Annotated in this window: 18 protein-coding genes and 1 tRNA gene; 6 read left to right on the top strand and 13 right to left on the bottom strand. The window is 70.9% G+C overall.

Features of this window, described 5'->3' with window-relative positions:
• Positions 1-14 precede the first annotated feature (14 nt).
• Positions 15-2,072 carry a VWA domain-containing protein gene (locus tag DEJ24_RS16985; protein WP_258374831.1) on the top strand — a complete coding sequence of 686 codons (2,058 nt, stop codon included), beginning with the start codon at positions 15-17 and terminating at the stop codon, positions 2,070-2,072.
• Between the two features lie 120 nt (positions 2,073-2,192).
• Here the strand turns inward: DEJ24_RS16985 and DEJ24_RS14005 are convergent, their stop codons facing one another.
• Genes DEJ24_RS14005 through DEJ24_RS13995 form a run of 3 tightly spaced genes read right to left on the bottom strand, consistent with a single transcriptional unit; the run spans position 2,193 to position 4,315 of the window.
• Positions 2,193-2,990: an SCO1664 family protein gene (locus tag DEJ24_RS14005; RefSeq protein ID WP_111079156.1), complete on the bottom strand. Its 798-nt coding sequence runs from the start codon at positions 2,988-2,990 to the stop codon at positions 2,193-2,195.
• A gap of 2 nt (positions 2,991-2,992) precedes the next feature.
• Positions 2,993-3,535 (bottom strand): DUF3090 domain-containing protein, encoded by a 543-nt coding sequence (locus DEJ24_RS14000; RefSeq protein ID WP_111079155.1) that lies wholly within the window; start codon positions 3,533-3,535, stop codon positions 2,993-2,995.
• Positions 3,536-3,568: 33 nt separating this feature from the next.
• A complete protein-coding gene (locus DEJ24_RS13995; RefSeq protein WP_111079154.1) occupies positions 3,569-4,315 on the bottom strand; it encodes a histidine phosphatase family protein in 747 nt (248 codons plus the stop codon).
• Positions 4,316-4,396: 81 nt separating this feature from the next.
• Here DEJ24_RS13995 and DEJ24_RS13990 point away from each other — a divergent pair, with 81 nt between their 5' ends.
• Both DEJ24_RS13990 and DEJ24_RS13985 read left to right on the top strand, forming a co-directional pair.
• Positions 4,397-4,825: a BLUF domain-containing protein gene (locus tag DEJ24_RS13990; protein ID WP_111079153.1), complete on the top strand. Its 429-nt coding sequence runs from the start codon at positions 4,397-4,399 to the stop codon at positions 4,823-4,825.
• A gap of 50 nt (positions 4,826-4,875) precedes the next feature.
• On the top strand, positions 4,876-6,138 hold the full coding sequence (locus DEJ24_RS13985) for an AI-2E family transporter (protein WP_111079152.1): 1,263 nt from the start codon (positions 4,876-4,878) through the stop codon (positions 6,136-6,138).
• Between the two features lie 92 nt (positions 6,139-6,230).
• On the opposite strand, the gene DEJ24_RS13980 is transcribed toward DEJ24_RS13985, so the two are convergent.
• Positions 6,231-6,866, bottom strand: coding sequence for a ScbR family autoregulator-binding transcription factor (locus tag DEJ24_RS13980; protein WP_110904638.1), 636 nt, complete (start codon positions 6,864-6,866; stop codon positions 6,231-6,233).
• A gap of 182 nt (positions 6,867-7,048) precedes the next feature.
• Here DEJ24_RS13980 and DEJ24_RS13975 point away from each other — a divergent pair, with 182 nt between their 5' ends.
• Positions 7,049-7,234: a hypothetical protein gene (locus DEJ24_RS13975; protein WP_111079151.1), complete on the top strand. Its 186-nt coding sequence runs from the start codon at positions 7,049-7,051 to the stop codon at positions 7,232-7,234.
• Positions 7,235-7,364: 130 nt separating this feature from the next.
• Positions 7,365-7,736, top strand: coding sequence for a GNAT family N-acetyltransferase (locus DEJ24_RS13970; protein ID WP_110904640.1), 372 nt, complete (start codon positions 7,365-7,367; stop codon positions 7,734-7,736).
• 59 nt (positions 7,737-7,795) lie between these two features.
• On the opposite strand, the gene DEJ24_RS13965 is transcribed toward DEJ24_RS13970, so the two are convergent.
• From DEJ24_RS13965 to serS, 7 genes are all read right to left on the bottom strand, one after another.
• Positions 7,796-8,641, bottom strand: a complete 846-nt coding sequence (locus tag DEJ24_RS13965; RefSeq protein ID WP_258374515.1) for a helix-turn-helix transcriptional regulator — start codon at positions 8,639-8,641, stop codon at positions 7,796-7,798.
• Complete coding sequence (locus DEJ24_RS13960) at positions 8,638-9,405, bottom strand: SDR family oxidoreductase (RefSeq protein WP_111079149.1); 768 nt, start codon at positions 9,403-9,405, stop codon at positions 8,638-8,640. The genes DEJ24_RS13965 and DEJ24_RS13960 overlap by 4 nt, the downstream gene beginning before the upstream one ends.
• A 77-nt stretch (positions 9,406-9,482) precedes the next feature.
• Positions 9,483-10,031, bottom strand: coding sequence for a PIN domain-containing protein (locus DEJ24_RS13955; RefSeq protein ID WP_111079148.1), 549 nt, complete (start codon positions 10,029-10,031; stop codon positions 9,483-9,485).
• 3 nt (positions 10,032-10,034) lie between these two features.
• The gene (locus DEJ24_RS13950; protein WP_181432779.1) at positions 10,035-10,529 is read right to left on the bottom strand and encodes a helix-turn-helix domain-containing protein; all 495 of its coding nucleotides are present in this window, start codon (positions 10,527-10,529) and stop codon (positions 10,035-10,037) included.
• Between the two features lie 76 nt (positions 10,530-10,605).
• Positions 10,606-10,690: transfer RNA gene (locus tag DEJ24_RS13945), tRNA-Ser, on the bottom strand.
• Positions 10,691-10,763: 73 nt separating this feature from the next.
• Positions 10,764-11,639, bottom strand: a complete 876-nt coding sequence (locus DEJ24_RS13940; RefSeq protein WP_111079146.1) for an HAD family hydrolase — start codon at positions 11,637-11,639, stop codon at positions 10,764-10,766.
• Positions 11,636-12,907, bottom strand: coding sequence for a serine--tRNA ligase (serS, locus tag DEJ24_RS13935; protein WP_111079145.1), 1,272 nt, complete (start codon positions 12,905-12,907; stop codon positions 11,636-11,638). Before serS ends, DEJ24_RS13940 begins: the two co-directional genes overlap by 4 nt.
• 139 nt (positions 12,908-13,046) lie before the next feature.
• Here serS and DEJ24_RS13930 point away from each other — a divergent pair, with 139 nt between their 5' ends.
• The gene (locus tag DEJ24_RS13930) at positions 13,047-14,114 is read left to right on the top strand and encodes a diacylglycerol kinase family protein (RefSeq protein WP_111079144.1); all 1,068 of its coding nucleotides are present in this window, start codon (positions 13,047-13,049) and stop codon (positions 14,112-14,114) included.
• A gap of 45 nt (positions 14,115-14,159) precedes the next feature.
• Here the strand turns inward: DEJ24_RS13930 and pheA are convergent, their stop codons facing one another.
• Both pheA and DEJ24_RS17335 read right to left on the bottom strand, forming a co-directional pair.
• Positions 14,160-15,119: a prephenate dehydratase gene (pheA, locus tag DEJ24_RS13925; protein ID WP_111079143.1), complete on the bottom strand. Its 960-nt coding sequence runs from the start codon at positions 15,117-15,119 to the stop codon at positions 14,160-14,162.
• A 20-nt stretch (positions 15,120-15,139) separates the two neighbouring features.
• Entirely contained in the window at positions 15,140-16,222 is a 1,083-nt protein-coding gene (locus DEJ24_RS17335) for a bifunctional helix-turn-helix transcriptional regulator/GNAT family N-acetyltransferase (RefSeq protein WP_309147019.1), read from the bottom strand.
• Between the last annotated feature and the right edge of the window lie 4 nt (positions 16,223-16,226).

Genomic DNA, 16,226 nt, shown 5'->3' with positions numbered 1-16,226 from the left:
CGACGGGGTGACCCGTGGCTAGCCGCCCGAACCGTCGGCTGAGCCGTGACAGCCGCTACGGCAAGTACGACGGCGGCCCGGATCCCCTCGCGCCACCCGCCGACCTGGCCGAGGCGCTCGAGGCGATCGGCCAGGACGTCATGGCCGGCACCTCCCCCGAGCGGGCGATGCGGGAGTTCCTCCGACGCGGCGGGCAGTCGCAGCGGGGGCTCGACGACCTCGCTCGACTGGTGGCCGAGAAGCGCCGCGAACTGACGAGCCGGAACAACCTGGACGGCACCCTGCAGGAGATCAGGCAGCTCCTCGACGAAGCCATCCTGGCCGAACGTGGACAACTCGCTCGGGACACGGCGATGGACGACGGGGACCGCGCACTGGCCCAGATGCAGCTCGACAGCCTGCCGTCCTCGCCCGCCGCAGCGGTCAGCGAACTGAACGGCTACGACTGGAAGAGCCCGACGGGCCGGCAGAAGTACGATCAGATCAAGGACCTGCTCGGCCGCGAGATGCTCGACCAACGGTTCGCGGGCATGAAGCAGGCGCTCGAGAACGCCACCGACGACGACCGGGCCGCGGTCGCCGGGATGATGCACGACCTCAACGAACTGCTCGACGCCCACCGTCGGGGTGAGGACAGCCAGGAACAGTTCGACGAGTTCATGGCGAAGCACGGTGACCAGTTCCCGTCGAACCCGCAGAACGTGGACGAGCTGCTCGACGACCTCGCAGCCCGTGCCGCAGCGGCCCAACGGATGCGGAACTCGATGACGCAGGAGCAGCGCGACGAACTCGACGCGCTGGCCGAGCAGGCGTTCGGCTCCCCTGCGCTGATGGGGGCGCTGTCCCAGCTCGACGACAACCTCCGTGCCCTCCGCCCCGGCGAGGACTGGGGCGGGTCCGAGGGCATGGACGGCGAGCAGGGTCTCGGTCTCGGCGACGGCACCGGTGTGTTCCAGGACATCGCCGACCTCGACGCCCTCGCCGACCAGCTCGCCGAGGTCGGCCCCGGTTCGGAGCTCGACGACCTGGACCTCGACGCCCTCGCCCAGCAGCTCGGCGACCAGGCGGCTGTCGACGCCCGGACCCTGCAGCAGCTCGAGAAGGCGCTGCGGAACTCGGGCGCGATGAAACGGGGCACGGACGGACAGCTCCGGCTCACCCCGAAGGCGATGCGCCAGCTCGGCAAGAGCCTGCTCAAGGACGTCGCCGAGCGGATGTCGGGTCGGCAGGGCGCGCGGGACCTCCGCCGTGCCGGTGCCGCCGGTGACCGCTCCGGGTCGACGCGTCCGTGGGAGTTCGGCGACACCGAACCCTGGGACGTCACACGCTCGATCACCAACGCCCTGACCCGTACCGCCGGGGACGGCCCCCGTTCCGGCGCGGGGGTCCGGTTGCAGATCGAGGACGTCGAGGTGCAGGAGACCGAGGCCCGCACGCAGGCCGTCGTCGCCCTGCTCGTCGACACCTCGTTCTCGATGGCGATGGAGGACCGCTGGGTCCCGATGAAGCGCACCGCCCTCGCGCTGCACACCCTCATCTCCACGCGGTTCCGCGGGGACGACCTGCAGCTCATCGCGTTCGGTCGTGAGGCCGAGGTGATGGACGTCGACCAGCTCGTCGGCCTCGACGCCATGTGGGACAAGGGCACGAACCTGCACCACGCCCTGCTGCTGGCGAACCGGCACTTCCGGAAGCACCCGAACGCGCAGCCGGTGCTGCTCATCGTCACGGACGGCGAACCCACGTCACACCTGGAGCCGAACGGGCAGGTGTACTTCAGCTACCCGCCGGACCCGGTGACGATCGCGCTGAGCGTCCGGGAACTCGAGAACGCCCACCGGTTGGGCGCGAAGACGACGTTCTTCCGGCTCGGTGACGACCCGGGGCTCGCCCGCTTCGTGGACGGCATGGCCCGCCGCGTGGAGGGCACGGTGACGGCGCCGGAGAACGACGACCTGGGTGTCGCGGTGGTCGGGTCCTACCTCGGTGCCCGACGCGGCTCCGGCTCCGGCTCCGGCTCCGGCTCCGGCGACGACGGTCTCTGGGGCGGCGCCTTCAGCCGCTTCGGCTGACCGCGCTCCTGACGGCCGGGAGGCGCGTGCCGGGCTCGGCGCGCGCCTCCCGGCCGTCATGCCGCCGCGCCAGGAGACGGGCAGTGTCAGACAGTCAGCCGCGTCAGAACACCGGCCACGTCAGAAGACCGGCCACGGCACGGCCGGACCGTAGCCGTCCGGCGGCGGGAACGTCGCGACCGCGGCCAGCGCAGCGCAGCGCCCCCGGAGCGCCGACAGCTCGTCGTCGGTGAGGTGCTCACGCAGGGTCTCGCCGAGCGCTCCCCGGAGCGCCTCGGACAGCCGCTGGAGTCCAGCGACCTCGTCCTCGCTGAGGGGTTCGCCGATCCAGCCCCAGAGCACCGTCCGGAGCTTGTGCTCGACGTGGAAGGTCAGGCCGTGGTCGACGCCGAAGCGGTGCCCGTCCGGCATGGCCAGGACGTGCCCGCCCTTGCGGTCCGCGTTGTTCGTGACGACGTCGAAGACCGCCATCCGCCGGAGGACCGCCGAGTCCTCGTGCACCAGGGTCACCGCCTGGTCGTTCTCGTCCACGGCGTCGAGCACCTCACGGACGCTGCCCGCGGCGACCGCCGCGGCGGCGTCCTCGGCCGGGACCAGGTCGACGGCGTCCTGCTCGGGGTCGATGACCTGCCACCGCTGCACCATGCCCGGGCCGAAGGGACCGTCACCGAGCCAGGTCTCGGGCACGACGTTCCAACCGAGCGCCTCGGACACCAGGTAGGCGGAGACCTCACGACCGGCGAGGGTGCCGTCGGGGAAGTCCCACAGCGGCTTCTCGCCCTCGATCGGCTTGTAGACCACGTCCTCGCCGTCGAGCCGGGCGAGGAACGTGGCGTTCGAGGCCTCGCGGATGCGCCCGGTGATGCGGAGTTCCCCGGGAGCGCTGGGGACCGCGGCACCGGCGGCGTCAGGACCCATCGTCATCCGAGCTCGGGGAGCTCGGGCGGGTTCGGGCGTCCGGCGGCGATGACCTCGCGCGTGCGCTGGACGAAGGCGCGGGCGCTGCCCACCGGGATCTTGACCTGCAGCAGCTCGCTCGGTTCGGGAAGTTCGACGACCGCTTCGACCTCGTCGCCGTCGCCGGTCGACTCGGTGAAGACCTCGACGTCGTCCTCGATCGGGTACGCCTCGATCACGACCTGCGCGGTGGCCGGGTCGAAACCCAGGCTCAGGGCGCCGGCGCGGAACTCGGGCTCGACGGGCTGGTCGAGCGGGTCGCCGTCGCGCAGCTCGGTCGGTGCTGCGTCCGGGACGCTGAAGCGGTTGTCGTCGACCGTGGCGACCTCGTCGAGGAGTTCGTCGATCTTGTCGGCGAGCACGACCGACTGTTCCTTCTCGATTGCGACGCTGACGACGCGGCGGCCGTCACGGGCCTGGATGTAGAACGACCGCTCGCCCGGGCGTCCGATCGTGCCGACGACGAGTCTGTCCGGCCAGTCGAAGCCGTGGACGATGGGGGGCATACCGGCATTCTAGGAGCGTGCACCTCCGACCGTTCAGGAAGTGGCGGAGTCGGGATGCTCCGGAGACCGCGACTGCGACGACGACGACTGCTCGTCGTGTCCGGCGCCGCCGCCGACGACCGCGTCACCGCTCGGCGCCGCTGCCCGGGCCAGCCACGACAGGTCCCCCGACTCGGTGTTCGTCGCCACGACCTCCGGACGGGCCTCCCCGTACCGGACGATCGACACCGAGGCCGGTCCCACCGAGATGCGCTGGAACAGGTCCAGGTGCATGCCGAGGGCGTCGGCGAGGACGGACTTGATGATGTCGCCGTGGCTCACCGCCACCCAGACCGCACCGGCCCCGTGCTCTGCCTCGATCTGCGCGTCGAGGCGTCGGACGGCCGCGACCGCACGGGACTGCATGGTCTGCATCGACTCCCCGCCGGGGAACACGACGGCGCTCGGGTTCGACTGCACCACCCGCCACAGCTGCTCCTGGGCGAGATCGCTGATCCTGCGGTTCTGCCACTCGCCGTAGTCCGCCTCGATGATGCCGCGCTCGACGAACTGCTGCGGGTCGCCCGGCTGGAAGGCCGTGATCGCCCGCGCGGTCTGCCGGCAGCGCTCGAGAGGGCTCGAGACGACCGCGGCGAGGGGCACCGCGGCGATGCGCTCGGCGGTCGTGGCGGCCTGCCGCTTGCCGACGGAGTCGAGCGCGACCCCGGCCGTGCGGCCCGCGAGGAGCCCGGTCGCGTTCGCGGTGGTGCGTCCGTGCCGGACGAGGAGGACGGTCGCCATGGGGACGATCCTAGGCGTGGCCCGCGGCGCTGACGGCGGCCGGGATTGTGCTGCCACCCGCGAGCGGGCCATGATGCCCTGGTGCTGGTCTCCATCCTCTACATGAGCGTCGCGACGCACGAGTTCGGCGAGGACGAACTCGCCGAGATGCTCGCCGGCGCACGGTTGCGGAACGAGGCGCTCGGAGTCTCCGGCCTGCTGCTCGTCAAGGGCGGCCGCTTCATGCAGCTGCTCGAGGGCCCGGCGTGGAGCGTCAACGACCGGTTCACCGTGATCGAGAAGGACCCGCGCCACCACTCGGTGCGCTCGCTCGTCCGTGAGGACATCGAGCGCCGGCGGTTCGACGGCTGGTCGATGGCCTACCGCGGTCTCGACGACGCGGACATCGCGACCGTCGAGGGGTTCAGTCCGTTCCTGTCCGGCACCCTCGACTTCCCGCCGTCCTTCGACCGGACCAGCGCCGCCTGGCTGCTCAAGTGGTTCCGGGACCGCGACCTCGTCGAGGGCTGAGTCACCACAGCATCCGGCGCGCCCACCTGTGCGTCTGTACCGTCGGCGTCATGCCGTTCTTCCGCTCCTCCGCCGCTGCCCCACCGACGACGACGCCACCGACCGAGCCGGTGACCGGGGTGCGTGCTGCCTGGTCGGACTCGTTCGGCCGACTGGCGACCCGCTGCCTGCAGGTCATCATCCTCATCGTCATCGTCGCGGGCATCGTCTACGCGGGCCAGGTGCTCAGCGTCGTCACGATCCCGGTGCTGCTGGCCCTGATCATCGCCTCGGCCATGCACCCGGTCGTGTCCTGGCTCCGCCGTCACGGCTTCCCGTCCGTCTTCGCGACGCTGACGGTGCTCCTCGGGGTGCTCGTCGTCCTCGGGCTCCTCGGGTACCTCATCGTCGTCGCCGTCGAGAACCAGTGGTCCAGCCTGCAGAAGTCCGCCGTGCAGGGCTTCCAGCAGCTGCAGGACTTCAGCCGGACGCTGCCGTTCGCCGTCTCGGACAGCCAGGTCGACGACGCGGTGAAGACCGCCACCGACTTCGTCACGAGCGCGCAGTTCGGGTCAGGTGCCCTCGCCGGCGCGTCCGCCACCGCGAACTTCCTCACCGGCCTGGTGCTGATGATCGTCGTGCTGTTCTTCTTCCTCAAGGACGGGCCCCGCATCTGGGAGTTCCTGCTCCGTCCGTTCACCGGCGCCTCCTACGAGCGTGCGCGCCGCGTCGGTGACCGCGTCGTCTCGACCCTCGGCGGCTACGTCCGCGGCACCGCGACCGTCGCCGCGGTCGACGCCATCGGCATCGGCGTCGGCATCGCCATCGTCGGCGTGCCGCTCGCGCTCCCGCTGGCGGTCATCGTGTTCATCACGGCGTTCATCCCGATCGTCGGTGCCACCGCCGCCGGCATCCTCGCCGCACTCGTCGCGCTCGTCGCCGTCGGTCCGGTCCCGGCGCTGATCGTGGTCGGCATCGTCGTGGTCGTCAACCAGCTCGAGGGCAACTTCCTGCAGCCGGTGCTGATGGGGAAGACCCTGCGCCTGCACGGCCTGGTCATCCTGGTCGGCCTGACCGCGGGCACCGTCCTCGCCGGCATCACCGGCGCGATCATCTCGGTGCCGCTCCTGGCAGCCGGCTGGGGCGCCATCAAGGTCTGGGACGGACCGGACCTGGCCGCGAAGCCGTGGCGCCAGAAGCGCTCCGAGGACGTGGACGACCACGAACGCGCGAACAAGCGCGTCAAGCGCCGCGAGAAGGCGCAGAAGGCCCGCGAGAAGCGGCGCGAGGACCAGCAGAAGGCGCGGACGAAGCAGGCGGCGAAGACCGACTGACGACGAGACGACCGGACGGGAGGCCCGGACCAGCCCACCGGGGTCGGTCCGGGCCTCCTGTCATGCCACCCGCAGCACGCTCGCGCGGACGGTCAGGCGAAGGCGCGGTCCACGACGGCCAGCAACCGGTCGCGCTGCGCCGGGACCACGCAGGCGTGCGCGAGGACGCGCCACATCGTCGCCACGGCCGGCAGCAGGTCGATGCGTGCCGCTCGGACGTCGGACACGAGCTGCACGCCGGTGAACCACGGGACGACGGTGGCACCCAGCGCTTCCGGGGTGACCGTCGGGCCGACCTCGCCCGCGGCGACCGCCAGGCGGAAGACGTCCACGACGCTCGCGATCCACTGGTCGTAGAAGGACGACGTCGAACCGGAGAACACCCGGTTCTCGAGCGACAGCCGGATGCCGGCACGGACGACCGGGTCGTCGAGCAGCAGGCCGGCGATCGCGCGGGAGGCCTCGACCAGCCCGGCCAGCGGCGACGGTCCGTCGTACGTGACGGCTGCGAACGTGCGGGCGTTCTGCTCGTCGATCACGGCGAGGGCGATGGCCTGCTTCGTGCGGAAGTGGAAGTGGATCGCGCCCTGGCTGACCTCGGCGGACTTGGCGATCCCGGAGATGCTCGCCGCACCGAAGCCCTGGCGGTCGAACTCGACGGCGGCGGCCTCCAGGATCGCGGTTCGGCGGTCCGGTCCGCGACCGGGTACCGACGTCGGCGTGGTCATGGTCGTGCTTCCCCCGAGTTCCGTCGTGCTGGACGTGCACAGAACGACCCGTACACTCCGGCGACAACGGTACCGCGGTCCAGGCGCGGCTTCACGCCCCCGATGTGGTGTCGCTGGCGACACAGCAGAGCAGTTGTCCACAGGCTCTTCGGTCGCTGGTGGTGCTGGACTACCATCGACGCATGCTCCCCCGCCTGCCGATGAGTCGTCCGGGCCGGTCGCGCCGCGACGTCGGCAGCGACGGCCTGACCGACGACGAACGCGCCGCTCTCGTGGCCGAGTACCACGCGACGGTCGCGCGGAAGTCGTTGAAGGCCGTCGAGAAGGACGTGATCAACCGCTGGCTCGCCTCGCGTGCAGCCGGATGACCTGACCTGGGTCGGCCTCGGCGGAGAACACGTCCCGGCTCTGCAGGGTTTCACCTGCGCTGACCCTCCCCGTGCCAGCTGGGATCGACTGCGTCGGGACCACGTGCACCCGCGGCCGTGGGAGCTTGCCGTGCAGTCCTCGATCCGTGGACTGCGGCCGCCTCTGCCGCCGGAGGAGAACGCGCTGCTCGCGTTCTCCGGCGACGCACTCGCCGGAGTGTCCCGCGTCAGCTGGACCGACGGTGGCGAGCAGCTCCTGGTCATGAGCATCGCGCGTGACGTCCGTTTCCGTGGAGCCGGCCTCGGCATCGTGCTGCTCCGTCAGACGCTCGACGTCCTCCGTACGGTTCGCGATGAAGCCGGGATCGGTTGTGGTGCGTTCGCTCGGGTGGATCACCGGAACGAGCCGAGCCGCCGGATGTTCGAACTCGCTGGATTCGTCTACCTCGAGAACGACTTCGAGGAACCGAACCTCGAGTACTGGGTGCACGACCTCCTCTGACCGAGGATCGGCCTTGGCATTGAACCCGCTGCCGTTCGTCGCCGGTGCCGACGGCCGTGTCAGGGGTGCGGCGACGTCTCGCGGGCGAGGGACGCGAGCATGTCCAGCCGCTCGGCGCTCGCACTGCCCGGGTCGGCGTAGTAGAGCACCAGGAGCAGCCCGTCGACCGGCAGCTTGTCGCGGTGCAGGTGCAGCTCCCCCACGACCGGGTGGTCGACCGTCATCGACCCGCCTTCGAGCACCCGGACGTCCTGCCGCGCCCAGAGCTGCCGGAAGCGGCCGCTCGACAGTGACAGCTCGCCCACGAGTTCGACGACCCGCTGGTCCCGGACGTCGTCCGCGACCGAGTGCCGGAAGGCGCCGACGAAGCTCGCGACCGCACGCTCCCAGTCGCGGTGGAACACCCGCTCCTCCGGGTCGAGCAGCAGCGAGCGCAGACGGTTCTCGCCGACCCGGAGCCGGGGTGAGAACGCGGTGGCCAGGTCGTTCGCCGCGAGGACGTCGAACGCGCGCCCCTCGATGAAGGCCGGGATCTCGAGCGCCGCCAGCAGGGCGTGCAGGCGGGCCGGGACCCGCTCGGCCGTGCGCCGGGGACGGCTGCGTCGTGCGGGTTCGGCGAGGTGCTGGAGATGGAGACGCTCGACGTCGTCCAGTTGCAGCACCCTGGCGAGCGCGTCGAGGACCTGCGGTGACGGACGGGTGTCCCGGCCCCGCTCCAATCGGAGGTAGTAGTCGGTGCTCACGCCGGCGAGCATCGCGACCTCCTCGCGGCGGAGACCCGGCACACGCCGGACCCCGCCGGCGGGCAGCCCGACCTGCTCCGGCGTCACGAGCCCACGGCGCGCCTGCAGGTAGGCGCCGAGGGGGTTCGTCGGCACCGCGGTCGGGTCCCCGTCGAGCGTCACGCGGGCGTCCCCGAACGGCCGGGCAACGTCGCGAGCGCGTGGGAGCGCTGGGCGACCAGCTCGTCGTAGGTGCCGTCACGTTCCGCCCACCGGTGCATGAGGACACCCTGCACCAAGACCTCGTGCGGGGTGGTGTCCTGTGCCAGGAGCGCCATCACCTCGGCACCGAAGTCGCCGAGGTCCAGTGCGTTCGGGTTGCTGGTGCCCATCGTCGTGTTCACCGCCGGCGGCACGAGTTCGGCGACGTCGATGCCCGTCCCGGCGAGCTGCGCACGGAGTGCCTCGCTGTAGGCGTGCACCGCGGCCTTGGTGGCGGCGTACGACGCCATCAGTGGGAACGGCAGGAACCCGATGCCCGAACTCACGGTGACGATCGTGCCGCTGCCCTGCCGGAGCAGGTGCGGGGTGAACGCGTCGATGACCCGGATCGTCCCGAGCACGTTGACGTCGACCATGCGGGCGGCGTCGGCGAAGTGTGCCGGGTCCCGGAGGTCCTCGGGGACGCCGATGCCCGACATGGTCACGACGGTGTCCAGGTCGGGCAGCAGGTCGAGCACGGTGTCGCGTGCGGTCATGACGGATTGGTCGTCGGTGACGTCGATCGAGACCGTGCCGAAACCCTCGGCGACGAGCTGGTCGAGTACCTCGGTGCGGCGTCCGCCGACGACGACGTGGCTGCCGGCGTCACGGAAGCGCCGTGCGAGTTCGAGTCCGATGCCGGAGGTGCCGCCGATGACGGCGACGGAGCGTGTGGTGATGTCCATGCCCTCGACGCTAGGTCGACGGAGCGCCCGCTCCCGGGGCCCTGTGAGGACCCCCGATCGCTCGCGGCCGACCGTCTTCAGAGGTAGCGCCGGACGTCCTCGACGAAGCGCGGAACGCCAGCCCTCCGGAGCGTCTCGAGGACGTCGTTCATCGACACGGGCGGGTCCACGTAGTCTTCGGCGAGTTCGCGGAGCACCTGTGTGACGAGCCCGGGGAACAGGTCGAGTTGGTCGAGCAGGAAGTCGTCCGGGTGCACCACCTCGACGTCGAACGAATCGAGTGAGTGGTCGGGGAAGTCCTTGACGTTGAAGGTCACGAGGACGTCCGCCTTCGAACGGATGGCCGCCGCGAGGACATGGCGGTCCTTCGCGTCGCACGTCATCGTCGCGGTCAGCGGCTCGTAGCCCGTGACGAGGGCGTCGGGGAAGTACTGCTGCATCGCGGTGATGCGATGGTCGACCGCGGCCGGGTCGACGCCGGAGCGGATGACGTTCCGGCGGAACTCTTCGAGGACCTCGTCGGACCACAGCGCTCGGAACGCGCCCTCGTCAGCAAGTCGGAGGAGGAGGTCGGTCAGACGGATGCCGAACAGCGTGCAGGCATCGAAGAAGGCCGGGAACGCCATCGTTCAGTCACCGGTGGCTTCCGCCTGCTGCCGTTCCAGCGACTGACTGTTCCGCGCCATCTCCCGCAGCGCGGCCTTGCGGTCGATGCGGAATGCTTCCTGGAACGCCACGACGTCGCGGAGCAGGACGCGGCGGTGACGACCGCGCTTGCCGAACGGGATGGTGCCCTCTTCCAGGTACTTGATCAACGTCGGGCGGGAGACGCCGAGGAAGTCAGCAGCTTGCTGTGTCGTCATCTGCATGTCGTTCGGCGCGACCGTGACCCCGCTGCCACTGGCGAGGGCGTCGGCGACCTGTTCGAGGACCTCGAAGATCTCAGCGGGGATCGGCCGCTCCGAGCCGTCCGGTGCGCGGAGCGCGGCACCCGCATGTCGGGACGTGCCGAAGCTCTCGTGGAGTTGTCGTGCGAAGTCGACGAGTCCGTCACGAGCGGCATCCGCCGGCACGTAGGTCCGGGCTGTGGCGTTGCGGGGTCGGTGTGGGGTCGAGATCGCCATACCGGGGATCGTAACCGCAAAATCCGAAAGAAGTGTCAGCGCCCCTTCGAACGAGCGGGACTGCCTGTTCGATCTGCGGAGGGTGTGGGATTCGAACCCACGAGACATCTCTGCCCACCTGTTTTCAAGACAGGCTCCATCGGCCACTCGGACAACCCTCCGTGACCCGACCACGTGGCGAGACGTGACCGGGCCGCGTGCAGTATACCGAGCCTCCTGGCCGGAGTGCAGCCGTCAGCGCGGCAACGTGTCGAGCGCCGCCGCGAGCCCGTCGTCCGTGACGCCGCCGGTGAGTTCGTTGCCCGCGTCGACGACGTCGTCCGGGGCCTGCCCCATGACGACCCCGCGACCCGAGGTGGAGGCCCACCGCAGCATGTCGATGTCGTTGCGTCCGTCGCCGGCCGCGAAGACCCGCGAGCGCGGGATGTCGAGCCACTCACGGATGCGCTCCATGGCGGTCGCCTTCGTGACGCCCTCGGGCGCGATGTCGAGCCAGGCAGTCCAGCCGACCGTGTACGAGACCTTGTGCAGGCCCATCTTGTCGACGATGTCCAGGAACTCCTCGAGCCCGTGCTCCGGGGAGATCACGACCACGCGGGTGGCACGGACGCCCAGCAGCCGCTCGAACTCGACGTGGTCGCCCGACGCCGTCATCGTGTCGTCGGGGAAGTCGCCGGAGAGCAGGTAGTGCCCAGTCTCGTCCTCGACACCGTAGGCACCGTTCTGCAGCGCACCGCGGATCGTCTGCAGGACTTCGGTGGGGTCGAAGGTCTCGACGTGCACCCGCTCGTAGGCGCCGGTGTCCGTGCGTTCGAGGGTCAGTGCACCGTTGGCGCAGACCAGGTACTTCGGCTGGATGCCGAGCCGTTCGAGCAGCGGGACGGTCATGCCCTCGCTGCGGCCGGTGGAGAGCATGACCTCGTGTCCGGCGGCTTCGGCGTCGCGCACGGCCCGGATGACGGTGTCGGTGACGACCCCGTCCTCGCGCATGATCGTGCCGTCGATGTCCAGCGCGACGAGCCACCGCTTGACCCGTGCGGGCGAAGCGGTCCCACCCGGGGCTGCGGCGGCAGCGTCGGAACCGTCCACGAATCCGCGTGAGGAGCTCATCGGGGCTCGATCACCTCGATGCCGCCGAGGTACGGGCGGAGCACCTCGGGGATGACGACCGAGCCGTCCTCCTGCTGGTGGGTCTCGAGGATCGCGACGAGCCAGCGGGTGGTGGCGAGGGTGCCGTTCAACGTCGCGACCGGCGCGGTCTTGCCCGTCGACGTCCGGTAGCGGATGTCGAGGCGACGGGCCTGGAACGTGGTGCAGTTCGACGTCGAGGTGAGCTCGCGGTAGGTGCCCTGCGTCGGGACCCACGCTTCGAGGTCGTACTTGCGCGCGGCACTCGTGCCGAGGTCCCCGGCGGCGGTCTCGATGACGCGGTAGTGCAGCCCGAGATCCTGCAGCATCGACTCCTGGTAGGACATCAGCCGCTGGTGCTCGGCGTCGGCCTGGTCGGGGTGGACGTACGCGAACATCTCGAGCTTGTTGAACTGGTGCACACGGAGGATGCCGCGGTTGTCCTTGCCCGCCGAACCGGCCTCACGCCGGTAGCAGGTGGACCAACCGGCGTACCGGAGGGCCTGGTCGTCCTCGGACGGGAACTGCAGGATCTCGTCGGCGTGGTACCCGGCGAGGGCGACCTCGCTGGTGCCGGTCAGGTACAGGTCGTCGGCTTCGAGACGGTAGACCTCGGCGGAGTGCTCGCCGAGGAAGCCGGTGCCGGCCATCGTCTCGGGACGCACGAGCGTCGGCGTGATGAGCGGCTCGAACCCGTGCGCGACGGCACGGTCGAGGCCGAGCGACATCAGGGCGATCTCGAGTCGGGCGCCCATGCCCTTGAGGAAGTAGAACCGCGAGCCGGACACCTTGACACCGCGGGCGATGTCGATGATGCCAAGGGACTCACCGAGGTCGGCGTGGTCCTTCGGCTCGAACGCGAACTCGGGCTTCGTGCCGACGGTGCGGAGGGTGACGAAGTCGTCCTCGCCCCCGGCGGGCACGTCGGGCATCACGACGTTGGGGATCGAGCGGACGACGGTGTTGAAGGTGTCCTCGGCAGCGGTGACGGTGGCCTGCGCCTCCTTCACCTTCGCAGCGAGCGCCTGGGCCTGCTGCACGAGCGCGGTCTTCTCGTCCTTCGGTGCCCTCGCGACGGTCTTGCCGAACGCGTTCTGCTCGGCGCGGAGCGCCTCGAACGCGGTGATGGCGGCACGTCGGGCGGAGTCCGCGGCGACGGCCTGGTCGACGACGTCGACGGAGGCGCCGCGCGCAGCCTGCGAGGCCTTGATGAGGTCCGGTTCGTCGCGCAACAGCTGTGGGTCGATCACCGACCCAGCTTAGCGAGCCACGGATGACCACCCGGTGAACCTGCGGACGGGAGGCCCGCGATGCTGCCGACCCGCTCCTCCCGTCCGTCCCCTGGTCGCCATCCGGACCGCGCAGGCGGTGCCCGGTAGCGTTGAGGGCATGTCGACGCCCTCGGACACCACCTCTCTGCCGGAGGACGCCCCCGCCACTGAGCAGCGCACCGCCGCCGTGATCTACAACCCGATCAAGGTCGACCTGCCCTCGCTGCAGCGCACCGTCGGTCGGTACCAGCGTGAAGCCGGCTGGGCGGAGACGAAGTGGTACGCCACGAGCGAGGAGGACCCGGGCGGCGGCATGACCCGCGAAGCGCTCGAGGCCGGGGCCGACGTGATCGCCGCAGCCGGTGGAGACGGCACGGTCCGTGCGGTCGCCGAGGTCGTGCACGGTTCCGACGCGGCCCTCGCACTGCTGCCGAGCGGCACCGGGAACCTGCTCGCCCGCAACATCCCGGCGCCGATCGACGACCTGGGCGCGAGCGCACACACCATCTTCCACGGCGAGGACCGCGCGATCGACTTCGGCACGGTCGGGGTCGAGCGTCAGGACGGCTCGCGCGAGGAGTTCGGCTTCCTCGTGATGGCCGGACTCGGGCTCGACGCCCGGATGCTCGCGAACACGAACGACGACCTCAAGAAGAAGGTCGGCTGGCTGGCGTACGTCGACTCCCTGGTGCGGTCGCTGCGCGACGCCGACGCCTTCGAGTTCCGGTACCGCCTGGACGGCCAGGGCACCCGCTCGGTCCGGGCACACTCGCTCATCGTCGGCAACTGCGGGATGCTGCAGGCCGGCGCGACCCTGCTGCCGGACGCCGAGATCGACGACGGCTTCTTCGACGTCGTCGTGATGCGGCCGCACGGGTTCTTCGGCTGGGTCCGGATCGGTGCCCGGGTGTTCTGGGAGAACGCGATCCTGCGCCGCTTCCGCCGTTCGGCACTGGGCAAGACCGACATCGGACAGCGCATCGTGACGAAGACCCGGGATGAGCGTCCGCTGCGCTACCTGCGTGGCGAGGAGTTCACCGTGCGGCTGGAGCGCCCCGACGAGTTCGAGATCGACGGCGACCCGGTGGGCGAGGTCGTGGCGTTCCGCGCGAAGATCGACGCCGGCGGCTTGACCGTCCGGGTGGCCGGTCCGGAGGACCAGACGCGAGCGACCCGCCGGCGCTGACGGCGTGCCGGCCGTCGTGCCCTGCGGCGGTGGCGGACGGGAGGCTCAGCCCGCGTCCGGCTCGCCGCGAACGATCGCGCGCAGCCAGTCACGGGCCTCGACGAACGCCTGGTCGGAGTACCGGGGCGAGACCTCGGAGCGCGCGCCGTCCGCGCGCGGGTACGACCCGAGGAACGTGACGCGCGGGCTGAAGCGCCGCAGGCCCAACAGCGCGTCCGCGACCCGTTCGTCGCGCACGTGTCCGTCGAGGTCGATGACGAACCGGTACCGCCCGAGTTCGTCACCGATCGGCCGCGAGGACAGCAGCCCCATGTTGATGCCCCGGGTGGCGAACTGCTCGAGCATGTCGACCAGGGCGCCGGGGTGCTCGTTCGGCAGTTCGACGACGACGCTCGTCTTGTCCGAGCCGGTGCGTTCCGGCAGCGCGAGCGTCTTCGACACGAGCACGAACCGGGTGACGGCGCTGGCGTTCTCGCCGATGGAGTCCGCGAGCACCGCCAGGTCGTAGTGGTCGGTGATGCCGGGCGGGGCGACGGCGGCGTCCGCGACCGAGTGCTCCTCGAGCAGTTCGGCCGCTGCCGCGACGTTCGACGAGGCCGGGATGTGCCCGTGTCCGCGGACGTTGGCCTCGAGCCAGCGGTGCGTCTGCGCGTACGCGACGGGATGGGCGTTCACCGTGCGGACGTCGGCGAGCGCGGTGCCGTGCCGGGCCACGAGGACGAAGTCGACGGGCACCAGGTACTCCCCCACGATCCGCACGCCGGGGATCCGCGCGAGGGCGTCCTGGGTCGCACTGACCCCGCCGTCGACGCTGTTCTCGATGGCGATGACGGCGCCGACGGAACGGCCGGTGACGACGTCGTCCAGCGCCTCGCCGACGTTGTTGACGCTGCGCCAGGGCTTGCCGGCGGCGGCCTCGACGAGCTTGAGCGCCGCTTCGGTGAAGGTGCCGGCCGGTCCGAGGTAGCTGTAGGTCTCGGAGGGGCGGTCGGCGGCATGGCTCATACCGGCGAGCCTAGCGGCGGTCAGAAGGTGAGCTGCATGGTGTCGGAGTCGCCGTTCCGGCCGACGGTGCGGAAGCCCACCCGCTCGTAGAGGATGCGGGCACCGGTGTTGCCGTCCTCGACGCTCAGGCTGATGCCCGGCCACCCCGCGCTCCGTCCGGCGGCGACGATCCGGGCGAGGAGTGCGGACCCGACACCACGACCGCGGGCGCGGGCGTCGACGGCCAGGGTGAGCTCCGGGACGTCCCCGGCGACGAAGCCGTAGCCGGGGTCGCTCGCGGGCAGGTGCACGGCCCAGACGACGCCGAGCGGCCCGTCGCCGTCGGACGCCACGACGCCCAGGTCAGCAGACCGGTCGTCGGTCCGGTCGTCCGTCCGGTCGTCGCTGCTCCGCTCCGGGTCGAAGGCGGCGGAGTAGTGGGCGAACTCGGGCCGGTCGAGGTCGGCGTCGGTGAAGCGCTCGGCCGCCCAGTTCATCGCGTCGAGGCTCGCCCGGCGCAGCAGGGGCAGGTCGTCGCGGGTCGCCGGCCGGTAGGCGATGCCGTCCACGACGTCCGGGAAGGAGTCGTCGGCCGTGCCGGTCAACCGGGCCTCGCAGATGGACGGGTCGTCCGGCGGGATGTTGGCCACCGCGGCGAACCGCCCGTCGGGGTCGACGCGGCTGAGGAGCACGCGGGAGATGTCGTCGAGTTCGGCGACCTGCTCGTCGGACAGCGCGTCGATGACCAGACGGCGGGCGGTGCGCACGTGGCCGGGAGCGGCGGCCACGATGTGCTCGAAGCCGGCGTCGGTGAGCCGGACGTCCGTCGCCCGGCGGTCCTCCGTGGACGGGCAGCGTGCGACCAGCCCGCGCTTCTCCAGCCGGGACACGACGTGCGACAAGCGGGGCAGCGACGCGTTGGTGGCGGAGGCGAGCACGGACATCCGGAGCGTGCGGCAGTCGGTCTCGGAGAGCATCGCGATGACCATGTAGTCGAACAGGGTCAGGTCGGCGTCTCGCTGCAGCTGGTGGTCGAGCGCCGCCGGCAGCAGCTCCATGACGGCGACGAACCCCATCCACGCCCGCAACTGCTCGCGGGAGAGCCAGGGGGTGTCGTCGGTCATGCCC

Origin of the sequence: Curtobacterium sp. MCPF17_001 (assembly GCF_003234615.1) — a bacterium.
In the GTDB taxonomy this organism is placed as follows: Bacteria; Actinomycetota; Actinomycetes; order Actinomycetales; family Microbacteriaceae; genus Curtobacterium.
Note: the sequence above shows the minus strand (reverse complement) of the source record. Positions and strands in the feature narration are given on the sequence as shown.

Excerpts from the sequence above, each read along its gene's own strand:
- DEJ24_RS14005 (WP_111079156.1), bottom strand. The coding sequence starts at position 2,990 with ATGGGTCCTGACGCCGCCGGTGCCGCGGTCCCCAGCGCTCCCGGGGAA.
- DEJ24_RS14000 (WP_111079155.1), bottom strand. The coding sequence starts at position 3,535 with ATGCCCCCCATCGTCCACGGCTTCGACTGGCCGGACAGACTCGTCGTC.
- DEJ24_RS13995 (WP_111079154.1), bottom strand. The coding sequence starts at position 4,315 with ATGGCGACCGTCCTCCTCGTCCGGCACGGACGCACCACCGCGAACGCG.
- DEJ24_RS13985 (WP_111079152.1), top strand. The coding sequence starts at position 4,876 with ATGCCGTTCTTCCGCTCCTCCGCCGCTGCCCCACCGACGACGACGCCA.
- DEJ24_RS13980 (WP_110904638.1), bottom strand. The coding sequence starts at position 6,866 with ATGACCACGCCGACGTCGGTACCCGGTCGCGGACCGGACCGCCGAACC.
- DEJ24_RS13975 (WP_111079151.1), top strand. The coding sequence starts at position 7,049 with ATGCTCCCCCGCCTGCCGATGAGTCGTCCGGGCCGGTCGCGCCGCGAC.
- DEJ24_RS13960 (WP_111079149.1), bottom strand. The coding sequence starts at position 9,405 with ATGGACATCACCACACGCTCCGTCGCCGTCATCGGCGGCACCTCCGGC.
- DEJ24_RS13955 (WP_111079148.1), bottom strand. The coding sequence starts at position 10,031 with ATGGCGTTCCCGGCCTTCTTCGATGCCTGCACGCTGTTCGGCATCCGT.
- DEJ24_RS13950 (WP_181432779.1), bottom strand. The coding sequence starts at position 10,529 with ATGGCGATCTCGACCCCACACCGACCCCGCAACGCCACAGCCCGGACC.
- DEJ24_RS13940 (WP_111079146.1), bottom strand. The coding sequence starts at position 11,639 with ATGAGCTCCTCACGCGGATTCGTGGACGGTTCCGACGCTGCCGCCGCA.
- DEJ24_RS13930 (WP_111079144.1), top strand. The coding sequence starts at position 13,047 with ATGTCGACGCCCTCGGACACCACCTCTCTGCCGGAGGACGCCCCCGCC.
- pheA (WP_111079143.1), bottom strand. The coding sequence starts at position 15,119 with ATGAGCCATGCCGCCGACCGCCCCTCCGAGACCTACAGCTACCTCGGA.
- DEJ24_RS17335 (WP_309147019.1), bottom strand. The coding sequence starts at position 16,222 with ATGACCGACGACACCCCCTGGCTCTCCCGCGAGCAGTTGCGGGCGTGG.